This is a genomic window from Clostridium sp. (genome assembly GCF_050717515.1).
Classification (GTDB): Bacteria; Bacillota; Clostridia; order Clostridiales; family Clostridiaceae; genus Clostridium_AD.
In genome coordinates, this window is sequence record NZ_JBOITL010000025.1 from 462,847 (window position 1) to 475,514 (window position 12,668).

Sequence of the window (12,668 nt, forward strand, 5' to 3'; positions counted from 1 at the left end):
TTAATTATAATGTTTCCTTGTTTGCATTTTATAAATTTAACGATAATAATCATCTCCTATTATAAATTTGGGTATAATTATTTAGGTGGTCAGGCTAAAGCGCAGCGTTTTTTATATTTGATGTTTAAGAGAAATCTGAAAAGATGCATGAGATGTAAGGGATTTATGTAGGTCTATACCATTATATATGGCAATTTATTGTAATAGTAGTATATCACAATTGTAAGTCTATGGGAATAATTATTTTTTTTTGCTTAGGTATGTTTATAAAAGTTCAGTAACTAAGCCATTTTACGTAGAACCTTTATGTTATATTAAAAAAGTATGGTACAATTTATAGAGTGGTATATAAATTAATGCAGTTACACAAACTTATAAACTAACGCATATTTTATAAATGCAAAAATGCCACTTGCCACGTGGGTGGCACCAGTGATTTGTGTTTTATTTAACAAGCTATCAAATTGTAAATATTATGTTATAGTGTATATAGTATATGGATTTTGAATATTAAAGGGAGGAACAACATGTTTAGTCCTATAAAGAATACAAAAGTTTACGAACAGGTAATAGTTCAAATAAAAGATATGATTGATAAAGGTATCCTTAAAAAGGGAGACAAGCTTCCTTCAGAGAGAAATTTAGTGCAGCAATTAATGGTAAGTAGAGCTTCCATTCGTGAGGCGCTTAGAGCATTAGAAGTCATTGGACTTATCGAATGTAGACAAGGAGAAGGCAATTACATAAAAGCAAGTTTTCAAGATAATTTATTTGAACCACTATCGATTATGTTTATGTTAGAGGGAAGCGATCCAGAAGCAATCTGGGAGCTTAGAAAAATCATGGAGGTGGAGGCAGCAGGGCTAGCTTCCAAGAGGATAACCTTTGAACAACTAAGTCAGTTAAAGGAGATTACTGAAAAATTCATGAACTGTGGGGATGAAGATATTAATGCTGATATTGACAAGGAGTTTCATTATAAGATTGCAGAATGCTCTGGAAATGTTTTAATATTTAATATCCTTAAAACAGTTTCAACCCTTGTAGATCACTTTATTGTGGATGCAAGAAAATTAATATTAGCTCATAAGGAAAATAAGGATATACTTTTTAATCAACATAATGAGATATATTTATCTATGGAAAAACATAGTTCAGCAGCTGCTCGAAAAGCAATGCGAGAACATTTAGACTTTGCAAATAAGTATATGAAAAAAGAAAATTGAGTTTAAAATATATGGTTTTATACAAAGCCAAAAATGAGAGTAATAACAAATATTGCTCTCATTATTTTATTTTTTTGAATAAAATAAATCTTACCGTTAACTATTTAACTATTATAGAAATATTTTAAATAGTGTGCTATTATGATTTAAAGGTGGTCAGACCATACTACCAAAAATGAGATTTTGCATTTTCTATAAGAATGATTGGAGGAAAATATATGGAAATTTTAGTTTGTATCAAACAAGTTCCAGGAACTTCAAAAGTTGAAGTAGATCCAGTTACAGGTGTTTTAAAAAGAGATGGAGTAGATTCAAAAATGAATCCCTTTGATTTATATGCATTGGAAACAGCACTTAAAATTAAGGAACAAAAGGGTGGAATAATTAAAGTTATAACTATGGGACCACCGCAAGCAAAGGACGTAATTCGAGAGGCATACATGATGGGCGCAGATGAGGGCGCATTAATATCTGATAGAAAGTTTGCAGGAGCAGATGTTCTTGCTACATCTTATACAATTTCGCAAGGCGTAAAACAAATGGGGAAATTTGATCTTATACTATGTGGAAAGCAGACTACAGACGGAGATACTGCTCAAGTAGGACCAGAAATGGCTGAATACTTAGGTATTCCACACATTGCAAACGTTTTAAAGATAATAGAATTAAAAGAAAAATCAGTTGTTGTAGAAATGGATATGGCAAATACTATTGAAGTAGCTGAAATTAAATTTCCTTGTCTTTTAACTGTAGATAAAGATATCTTTCAGCCAAGGCTTCCATCTTATAAGAAAAAAATAGCTACAAAAGATAGAGAAATAAAAATGATAACACTAAATGACTTTGAAGATAAAGATGAAAAGAAATATGGACTTAATGGTTCACCAACTCAGGTTGAAAGAATATTTCCGCCATCTGTAAATAATGATAGAGAAACATGGACAGGCAGTGGTGCAGAGCTTAGTCTTAAAATAGCTGCAAAACTTAAAGAGTTAAAATTTGTATAAAGAAGGGTGGAATTTTCATGAGTAAGTTAATTTGTAACCAAAAGAAAGTAAATGAATCAAATGTTCAAGAATTAATAAAGGTTTGCCCTTTTGGTGCTATTGAATACGTTGATGGAAAAATTGAAGTTAATGCAGGTTGTAAAATGTGTAAGGTTTGCGTTAAAAAAGGTCCTACCGGAGTAATGGAATTTATTGAAACAGAGGCAGTAAAAGTTGACAAGAGTTTATGGAAGGGTATAGGAGTATATGTGGATCATGTAGAAGGTGTTATACATCCTGTAACAATGGAACTTATTGGAAAAGCTAGAGAGCTTGCCAGCGTTGTAAATTTCCCAGTATATTGTGTATTTATTGGTTATAACATAAAAGAAAAGGCTAAAGAATTACTCTATTATGGTGTTGATGAGGTTTTTGTATACGACTACGAAGAACTTAAGGATTTTAGAATAGAACCTTATACTGCTGCCTTTGAAGATTTTGTAAATAAGGTAAAGCCTTCATCCTTACTAGTTGGAGCTACAACTATTGGTAGATCTCTTGCCCCTAGAGTAGCTGCAAGGTTTAGAACAGGACTTACAGCTGACTGTACAATGCTTAAAATGAAAGAAAATACAGACCTTGTACAGATAAGACCTGCTTTTGGTGGTAATATTATGGCTCAAATTTTATGCCCGAATACAAGGCCTCAGATGTCAACAGTAAGATATAAAGTTATGGATGCCCCTAAAAAACAATGTGATGCAAAAGGTAAAATTACAATATGTGAAATAGATAAAGTAAAACTCGCTTCTAACATTGAAGTGTTAAAGGTCACCAAAAAAGAAGCCGAAGAAAATATTTCAGATGCAGAGGTAATTGTTGCAGTTGGTAGAGCCTTAAAGTCTGAAAAGGATATGGTTATGATTAAAGAACTGGCAGATCTTCTACATGCTCAGATAGCTGGGACAAGACCTACTATTGAAGCAGGGTGGATTGATGCTAAAAAACAAATTGGTCTTTCTGGTAGAACAGTTAAACCAAAGTTAATAATAGCTCTTGGAATTTCTGGAGCAGTTCAGTTTACAGCTGGAATGAATAGTTCAGAACGTATATTTGCAGTAAATAAGGATGCAAATGCTTCTATATTCAACGTGGCTCATTACGGCATAGTGGGAGATATATATGAAATAGTTCCTCAATTAATCCAAAACATTAAAAACTCAGGAGCAGAGTATTGTTTGCGTTAATATTATAGCTGCATAGGTAATAATTTATACTGGATTTAAAGATAATAAGTAAGGTAGTGTTAACACTACCATATGAACTGAGGAGGTAACTTTTATGGATTATAAAAAACTTGATGCTAAGGACATAGAGTTTTTAGTTTCAATATTAGATAAAGATAGAGTGTTTATAGGTGAGGCAATAAATGATGATTTCAGCCATGATGAAATGGGTGGAATAAGCAAAATGCCAGAGGTATTAGTTGAAGTTCTGACTACAGATGAAGTATCAAAGATTATGAAATATGCATATGAAAATATGATTCCGGTTGTAGCAAGAGGATCAGGAACAGGACTTGTTGGAGCATCAGTTCCAATCTTTGGTGGAATAATGATAAATATGTCCCGAATGAATAAAATACTTGAAATTGATGAAGAAAATTTAACATTAACTCTTGAACCCGGTGTACTTTTAATGGAGATAAGTAAATATGTTGAAGAGTTTGATTTATTTTATCCACCAGATCCCGGTGAAAAATCCGCTACTATTGCGGGTAATATAAATACAAATGCAGGTGGAATGAGAGCTGTTAAGTACGGAGTTACTAGAGATTATATAAGAGGACTTGAAGTAGTTCTTCCAAGTGGAGAAATACTTAGTGTGGGAGGGAAAGTAGTTAAAAATTCTACAGGCTATAGTATAAAAGACTTAATATGTGGGTCTGAAGGAACACTAGGGATAGTTACAAAAGTTATACTAAAACTTATACCATTACCTAAAAAAGCTGTATCACTTTTAGTACCTTTTCCAAATCTTGATATGGCAATAGGTACAGTTCCTAAGATAGTTAAATCAAAATCTGCACCAACGGCTATAGAATTTATGCAAAGAGAGGTTATTCTAGCTGCTGAAGAGTTCCTAGGAAAAAAATTCCCTGATAATTCCTCAGATGCATACCTTTTATTAACCTTTGATGGTAATAGTATAGAGGAGATAGAAAAAGCTTATGAAAAGGTAGCTAACATCTGTCTTGAGGAAGGTGCTCTTGATGTATTTATAACGGATACAGATGAAAGGAAAGAAGCTGTTTGGTCTGCAAGAGGAGCATTTCTTGAGGCTGTTAAAGCAACCACAACTGATATGGATGAATGTGACGTTGTTGTTCCAAGAAATAAGGTGGCTGAGTTCATTAAGTATACAAATGAGCTTCAAAAGGAGTTTAATGTAAGAATAAGAAGCTTTGGACATGCAGGTGATGGTAACTTACATGTGTATGTATTAAAAGATGAGCTTTCAGATAGTGAATGGGAAAAGAAAATTGCTGAAGTATTTGAAGCAATGTATAAAAAATCAAGAGAATTAGAGGGCCTAGTATCTGGAGAACATGGAATTGGGTTTGCTAAAAAAGAATATATGCTAGAACAACTGGGACCTGTATATGTAGCCCTTATGAAAAATATAAAATTGGCATTTGATCCTAAAAACATATTAAATCCAGGAAAGGTTTGTCAATAGAAGTAAATTATATCGCCAATGTCTTATAAAGATGTTGGCGATATAATAATAATCCATGTAGTCGATTTCAATATTGCCACTGAGCTTACTAGTCAAAGGAGGGAATAAAGGATGAACATTTATTTATTATTTTTTATAGCACTAATCCCAATTGTATGGCTTATGGTGTCCCTAGGCGTTTTAAAAATGCCAGGACATAAAACATGTTCTATTACACTTGTAATTACAATAATACTTGCAATCACAGTTTGGAAGATGCCCATAAGCCAAGCACTTACAGCAACCCTTGAGGGGCTAGCCATGGCAATATGGCCAATAATTGTTGTAATAATAGCGGCAGTATTTACATACAACCTCTCTATTCATACAAAAAGTATGGATGTAATAAAAAATATGATGACAGGAATCACAACTGATCGGAGAATATTAGTTTTAATTGTTGCCTGGGGTTTTGGGGGCTTTCTTGAAGCAATTGCAGGCTTTGGTACAGCGGTTGCTATACCTGCAAGTATTTTAGCTGCACTTGGCTTTGATCCAATATTTGCAGCAATAATATGTCTTATTGCAAATACAACACCAACAGCTTTTGGAGCAATAGGACTACCTGTAACAACATTGGCAAAGGTTGCCTCAATTGATCCCACCACTTTAAGCTATGCAGTTGGAATTCAATTATTTGCATTAATTGTAATTGTACCATTAATTTTAGTTATGCTAACGGGTAAAAGTGTAAAGGCAATAAAAGGGGTTGTAGTTATATCTCTTGCCTCAGGCTTAGCATTTGCGGTGCCTGAACTTTTAATAGCAAAATATGTTGGAGCTGAACTTCCAGCCCTAATTGGTTCATTAGTATGCATTATTGTAACAGTTACAATAGCTAAGGTGTTTTATAAAAAAACAGCAGCTAAAGATAAAGTTAATATATCTGTAAAAAAGGGGTTAACAGCCTGGGTGCCATTTATCTTAATTTTGACGTTTATATTAATAACAAGTTCTCTAGTTCCATGGATTAATAAACCACTATCAACTATAAAAACTTCTCTTCAAATATATAACGGTCCTCATGCGAAACTTAGTACTTTTATATGGATTGCTAATCCAGGGACACTTATAATTTTTGCCACCTTTATAGGGGGCCTGGTTCAGGGAGCTAAGTTTAGAGAAATAGCAAAAGTACTTTGGGATACTTGCAAACAAATGAGTAAAACAGCAATTACAATACTTGCCATAGTAGCCCTTGCTAAGGTAATGAGTTACAGCGGAATGATAACATCTATTGCTGTAGTTTTAGTTGCAGCAACAGGAAGCTTTTATCCGCTAATTGCTCCAATTATAGGTGCTCTAGGTACTTTTGTAACTGGTAGTGATACCTCTGCTAACGTACTCTTTGGACCGCTACAAGTTGAGGTCGCTAAAAATTTACACATGAGTCCATATTGGTTAGCAGCTGCTAATACTGGGGGTGCCACTGCTGGTAAAATGATTTCTCCTCAAAGTATTGCAGTTGCCACAGCAGCCACTGGACTTGTAGGGGCTGAGGGTAAGATATTAAAGGCAACTTTAAAATTCTGCCTCGCATATGTAACAATCTTAGGATTAATTACGTACTTTGGAGCAAAATTTTTTACAATGTAGGAGGAATATAGATGAGTAAAATTAAAATACCATATTCAAAACGGTTTTTAGAAATTGAAATACCAGACAATAATTTGGTAGCAATATTAGAATCAAAAGCTCACGCGTACAAAGTTGAACAAACACAGCAGGAAATTGTAAATAAGGCACTTGATAATCCTATTGGCAGTTCAAAATTAGAAGACTTAGTTAAAGGGGTGAAAAACCTAGTATTAATAACTAGCGATCACACAAGACCTGTACCAAGTAAAGTAACATTGCCAATACTCCTTTCTAGAATAAGAAGTGTTAACCCTAAAATTAAAATAACAATATTAATTGCAACTGGTTTTCATAGACCAACCACAAGGGAAGAAATGATCGATAAGTTTGGAGCTGAAATTGTAGATAATGAGGTTATAATAAATCATGTATCAGAGGACTATAGCAGCGTTGTTCACGTAGGAATGCTTCCATCTGGTGGAGAACTATGGCTTAATAAAATAGCAATGGACGCGGAACTTTTAATTTCAGAAGGCTTTATAGAACCACACTTCTTTGCAGGATTTTCTGGAGGACGTAAGAGTGTTCTCCCCGGAGTGGCATCAGCAAAAACAGTTATGGCAAATCATTGCTCTGAATTTATAGCAAGTGAATATGCACGGTCCGGAGTTATTGTAAATAACCCAATTCATAGGGATATGATTTATGCTGCAAAGCAGGCAAAACTGGCCTTCATCTTAAATGTTGTGATTGATAGCAATAAGAAGGTTATAAATGCATTTGCAGGAGATAGTGAGCTTGCCCACATTGATGGATGCAAATTTGTAATGGAACTTGCAGCTGTGAAAGCTGTTAAAGCAGATATTGTTATATCAACTAATGGAGGATATCCTCTTGATCAAAATATATACCAATCTGTAAAAGGTATGACTGCAGCAGAAGCAACTTGCAGAGATGGCGGAGTTATAATTATGGTGTCTGCTTGTAATGATGGACATGGTGGGCAGTCCTTCTATGACAATATAGCAAATGCAAGTACTCCACGCGAGGTCCTTGATAGAGTGCTTAAAGTAGGAAGAAATGACACAGCGCCAGATCAATGGGAATTTCAAATCCTTGCTCGTATACTAGACACTCATACTGTGATTCTTGTTACAGATATGTGTGACCCTGAAATGATAAGAAAAATGCATATGAAGCATGCAGCTACATTTGAAAAAGCACTCCAAATGGCTTTTGATATAAAAGGAAAGGATGCAAAAATAACAGCAATACCAGATGGAGTTTCAGTTGTTGTAAGATAGAAGTAAAATTTTCCATTTATATAAGAGAGGGGATAACGATTGATAATTGTTATCCCCTCAGGTGAGCATTTAATCTAATATCTTTACTTTTAAAAATTTAACACCCCAATTACAGGCCTCTTCACGTGTATTGAAAAATACGTCTATAAACTTTCCTTTAACCCCAGACCCTTTATCAGCTGCAATAGCATAGCTGTAACCAAATCAATAGGCTTTTTTTCTTGTACTGTTTCTGTTTTAACCCTAGTTATGATAACATTCAAGCCTTTAGATAACTCGTTTTTTATTGTCTACAAAGACTTTAAGATTTATAGCATGCACAATAGTTATAACATCGTTGTTAACTATTCTTTAGTTAAGAGGGAATAGATACTTGTTATAACTTGTAAAAGTTCAGTTCATATGGTTCAATTATTTTAGGAATTATATTATTTTCACTTGCTAGATTAATAATTGCAAAAGAATAATCTTATAAATAGGTTTAAATACTTAGGAATTTGAAGGAGTAGTAGTTTTTTTTAAGCTACCTAACATTAACATGGAGGTGATTTTTTGAAGTTAACAGAATTAGAGAATATAGTATTTAAATCATCTTCTATTTTAATGAGAAGAGAGGGCGAAAAGGCTTTTAATAGTGGACTCGTTACTAGAATCAAAGGGAAAAAAATTGATAATATATATCATATCTATGGATGTGTCAAAAATTTTAATAAGAACAGCGAATTAAATACTCATATAAAAATAGACATATTAAAGAAAAAATTAGATGGCGTAAAATGCACCTGTGAAGATTTTAAAGAAAGTTCCACTACAGGTTATTTATTTATGTGTAGCCATTTAACGGCTACAGCCTATAGCTTTTTTAACAGAGCTAAAAAAAACAATTCTGAGGAAAGTAAGCAAACTGAGAAAAATGAGAAACCACAAGAAAATCAAAAGAAAGAAAAGTATAAAGAAATTAATCCTAATAATCAAGGCACTATTAGTACTAATAGAACAAATAGCAGTATAAAATTAGTTCGCAGGGTTTCAAAAGATCCTACTTATTATGAAGTGCAATATGAGATAGGTAAGGAAAAAACAGTTATTGAACCTGAGGACTTAAGAACTTTTTTAGAAGGGGTTAATCTTAAAAAAATTAAGTTCAACTATGATAGTTTTGAGTTTGAAGCTCCAATCTTAAATAGTGATTTACCGTTAACATTCACATTGAAAATTAGAAAAGAATATTTTATTTTAACAACCCATAAGCAGTTTCCAGTGTCTTTAAATGATAAAAACAATGTATATTTATTTAATTGGAAGCTTTATCTACCATCAAGAAATCAAATTGCAAAGTATATGATTCTATGCGATAAATTAAAAAGGAATGGTGAAATTATATACCGAAAAGACATAGAAAACTATAATAAACTTACCGTATTCTTAGGTAGTATATCAAGTGATATTAATATTAGTGAAGAGGTAAAAAACTTTGCAGCAAAGTTCATAAAACCCGAATTCCAAATATATCAAATAGGAAATAGCATTTATTGCGATATAAATGTGATTTATGGTAATGAGAAAATTAACATACTAAAGGAAAATAATCCTGTGAATGAAATTTTGCGTGACTATAAAAAAGAAGGAAAAATCCTTATGGAACTAGAGAAATATAGATTTATAAAAAGAAATGACAGACTACTTTTTATAGGTGGAGATGAAGAATTATTTGATATCTTAAGTAAAAGTGAAAACAATCTACATTGCCTAGGAAATGTTACCTTGGGAAAAGGGTTTAAACAAAGGAGAATATTGGATTCAAGATTTATTAAAGCAGAAATTCAAGAAACGGAAGGCCATTATGATTTTTCTTATGCTATTCATGACATTGAAAATAGGGAATTAAATAGTGTAATTGCATCCTTTAAGCAAAAAAATAGATTTTACAAAACTGTGAATAATAATTTTCTAGACTTTGAAGATGCGGGAGTTAAGAATTTTTTTGATTTAGTAATAGCCTTAAATTCAAAAGAAAGCATAGAAGATGGTTTAATAGAAATAGAAAAAAATAAGGCATTATATTTAAATAAAAAGATAATAAGTAAAAATCTTAAATTCATTAAAGGTATTGAGGTGTTGAAAAATATAGAAAATACCTACGCCAATATAAACAACCTGGATATAAAGGTACCAGAGAATTTAAAAGCTACACTTAGAGAATACCAAATTGAGGGATTTAAATGGCTTAAAAGCTTAAGTACCTTAGGCTTTGGAGGGATACTCGCGGATGAAATGGGCCTTGGTAAAACTATTCAAACTATAGCTTTCCTTTTATCCCAGGAAAACAAGAAATCTATTATAATTAGTCCCACATCTCTTGTTTATAATTGGAAGGCAGAACTAGAAAAATTTGCGCCTAGTTTAAAGGTTGGTATTGTACATGGAGAAAAAAGTGAAAGACATAAATTAATTCATAATTTACTAGATTATGATGTAATATTAACAACCTATGGAACCTTAAGAATGGACATAGAGCAATATGAAGATATTATTTTTGATGCTTGTATTATAGATGAAGCTCAAAATATAAAAAATTATCTAGCTCAAAACACAAGAATTATTAAAGAAGTTAAAGCTAAGGTTAGATTTGCGTTAACAGGCACTCCCATGGAAAATAATTTAACAGAGCTTTGGTCTATCTTTGATTTTATAATGCCAGATTATTTATATTCCAAAGAAATTTTCGAATCGAAATTTGTCCTAGGACGACAAGGGGATTTAGAAGAACTTAAATTATTAATTAAGCCTTTTCTCTTAAGAAGAACTAAAAGTGAAGTAATGAAAGAATTGCCAGATAAAATAGAAAAGAAATTTATAGTTGAGATGGCAACAGCTCAAAAGGCTGTATATAAATCTTACATTAAAGCCGTCAGGGAAAAAATGAAAAATAACAGTGAGGGCAGGATAGAGGTTTTTTCTTATTTAACTAGGCTAAGACAAATTTGCTTAGACCCATCACTTGTAATAGATGAATACAAAGGTGGAAGTGGAAAATTAAAAGTTGCAACTGAACTTATTGAAAAACATATTGATTCAAAGGGGAAAGTTCTATTATTTTCACAATTCACCTCTGCACTTAAAAATATAGGAGAGGATTTAAAGAGAAAAGGAATCCCATATCTTTATTTAGATGGAAAAACAAAACCTAAGGATAGAATTAAATTGGTAGATGAATTTAATAACAGTAGCGACACATTAGTATTTTTAATCTCACTAAAAGCAGGAGGAACAGGCCTAAACCTAGCCTCCGCAAATCTAGTTATTCATTTTGACCCTTGGTGGAATCCAGCAGTAGAGGATCAAGCAACAGATAGAGCTCATAGAATTGGTCAAAGAAATGTGGTAGAAGTAATTAAATTAGTTGCTAAGGGAACCATAGAAGAAAAAATCATTTTACTTCAAGAAAACAAAAAAGATTTAATAGACAGCGTAATTACAGGAGAACTTACTAGTAGTAATGTTCTAGGGAAGCTTACAAAGGAAGAATTAGTGGATCTTTTCAGATTTTAATGTAGTACTGTAAACTATAAGTAAATTGATTTCTAGAAATAACATAGTATAATATAATAAGATGCCACTTGTACCTTGGTGGCACCAAAGATTCAAAGGAGGAATAAAAAATGTACGTAGAATTTAATAATAAAATAGTAGCTAGTGAGGATATAAAAAATATAATTGAAAAGAATACAGAATTTAAAGTAGTTAAGGACATGAGCAAAGGTACCAAAAGAGAGGATACATTAGCTTTTAATTTAAGTGTAGGGATAGATACACTAAATGACTTAATGGAAGAAGAAGTTGATTTAAATGAATTGACAGAAGATGAATTATTTGAGGAATACCTGTCACTGGCAGAAGAAATAGCAATGGACATTGAAGAATATGTTCCAGAGGGCGCTATTATGGATATTAAATCTTATAAATGGGATAAATCAGACAATGCCATAAAATTAATTATAATTATAGCTCCTGAGGATCTTTATGAAGTTAAATTAAGGGATGTTATGAAGAAACTTATAACGCAAGTGGAGTAAAATTACAGACTGGCTTTGAAATAACTAGATTTTACAAGTAACCAATACTTTTATTTGGTAAAAGGCACTTGTAAGGGTGTATTTTATGCTAAAGAAAATACTATTCATAACAATACACAAAACCATTTTTGAAAACCACTTTTTTATTAATTATTATAACAATAATAAGACCTATATGGAAAATCCATTTTAGGTCTTATTGTTGTTATTAAAATTTACTTTTTCAGTGGCCTCCTTAGTGATACTCTTTTTTAATTAGTATTTTATTCTCTACCCAAAAAGAAAGGTAAAAATAAAAATGGATACAAATCATTAAAAGGATAATTATTTTTGTGGTGATTATATCCTTGATAATAACCTTGGTGATAACCTTGTTGATGACCATGTTTATAACCATGTTGATATGAATCATTGTCATATGATTTTCTTTCCATATAGTGTAAAGCGTCTTCTGTTGGTTGATATTGCTGCTGTGACATTTGTGAGCCATATGTTGGTGGAGAATTATACATCTCATCCATCATTTGATAGTCCATTGAAGGCATATATTGTGGTCCCATTTGGGGTTGTTCCTTAGGATTAGATTGATTTACATTATGGATATACTGAGGGTCTTGTATATCCATATTTTCATTGTCTAAGATTGTTCGGTATAACATTGCAAACCTCCATTAACTTTACTACACTTGTATAATATGCATTTAATAAAGAGGTGTTACA

10 protein-coding genes are annotated in these 12,668 nt (G+C 32.3%); 8 read left to right on the forward strand and 2 right to left on the reverse strand.

Annotation, left to right across the window (positions count from 1 at the left end):
- Positions 1–527: 527 nt before the first annotated feature.
- The 6 genes from ACREV6_RS11700 (at position 528) to larA (ending at position 7,872) form a co-directional block, all read left to right on the forward strand.
- Positions 528–1,226 carry a FadR/GntR family transcriptional regulator gene (locus ACREV6_RS11700; protein ID WP_431578187.1) on the forward strand — a complete coding sequence of 233 codons (699 nt, stop codon included), beginning with the start codon at positions 528–530 and terminating at the stop codon, positions 1,224–1,226.
- 218 nt (positions 1,227–1,444) lie between these two features.
- Positions 1,445–2,233, forward strand: coding sequence for an electron transfer flavoprotein subunit beta/FixA family protein (locus tag ACREV6_RS11705; RefSeq protein ID WP_431578188.1), 789 nt, complete (start codon positions 1,445–1,447; stop codon positions 2,231–2,233).
- A 17-nt stretch (positions 2,234–2,250) separates the two neighbouring features.
- A complete protein-coding gene (locus ACREV6_RS11710) occupies positions 2,251–3,459 on the forward strand; it encodes an electron transfer flavoprotein subunit alpha/FixB family protein (protein WP_431578189.1) in 1,209 nt (402 codons plus the stop codon).
- 94 nt (positions 3,460–3,553) lie between these two features.
- Entirely contained in the window at positions 3,554–4,951 is a 1,398-nt protein-coding gene (locus ACREV6_RS11715; RefSeq protein WP_431578190.1) for an FAD-binding oxidoreductase, read from the forward strand.
- Between the two features lie 111 nt (positions 4,952–5,062).
- Positions 5,063–6,586 carry an L-lactate permease gene (locus ACREV6_RS11720; RefSeq protein ID WP_431578191.1) on the forward strand — a complete coding sequence of 508 codons (1,524 nt, stop codon included), beginning with the start codon at positions 5,063–5,065 and terminating at the stop codon, positions 6,584–6,586.
- Positions 6,587–6,597: 11 nt separating this feature from the next.
- A complete protein-coding gene (gene larA, locus ACREV6_RS11725) occupies positions 6,598–7,872 on the forward strand; it encodes a nickel-dependent lactate racemase (protein ID WP_431578192.1) in 1,275 nt (424 codons plus the stop codon).
- A 69-nt stretch (positions 7,873–7,941) separates the two neighbouring features.
- On the opposite strand, the gene ACREV6_RS11730 is transcribed toward larA, so the two are convergent.
- Positions 7,942–8,058 (reverse strand): 3D domain-containing protein, encoded by a 117-nt coding sequence (locus ACREV6_RS11730; protein ID WP_431578266.1) that lies wholly within the window; start codon positions 8,056–8,058, stop codon positions 7,942–7,944.
- A 366-nt stretch (positions 8,059–8,424) separates the two neighbouring features.
- Here ACREV6_RS11730 and ACREV6_RS11735 point away from each other — a divergent pair, with 366 nt between their 5' ends.
- Together ACREV6_RS11735 and ACREV6_RS11740 are read left to right on the forward strand one after the other, a co-directional pair.
- The gene (locus tag ACREV6_RS11735; protein ID WP_431578193.1) at positions 8,425–11,424 is read left to right on the forward strand and encodes a DEAD/DEAH box helicase; all 3,000 of its coding nucleotides are present in this window, start codon (positions 8,425–8,427) and stop codon (positions 11,422–11,424) included.
- 110 nt (positions 11,425–11,534) lie between these two features.
- On the forward strand, positions 11,535–11,948 hold the full coding sequence (locus tag ACREV6_RS11740) for a hypothetical protein (RefSeq protein WP_431578194.1): 414 nt from the start codon (positions 11,535–11,537) through the stop codon (positions 11,946–11,948).
- A 263-nt stretch (positions 11,949–12,211) separates the two neighbouring features.
- On the opposite strand, the gene ACREV6_RS11745 is transcribed toward ACREV6_RS11740, so the two are convergent.
- Complete coding sequence (locus ACREV6_RS11745; protein ID WP_431578195.1) at positions 12,212–12,607, reverse strand: hypothetical protein; 396 nt, start codon at positions 12,605–12,607, stop codon at positions 12,212–12,214.
- Positions 12,608–12,668 lie beyond the last annotated feature (61 nt).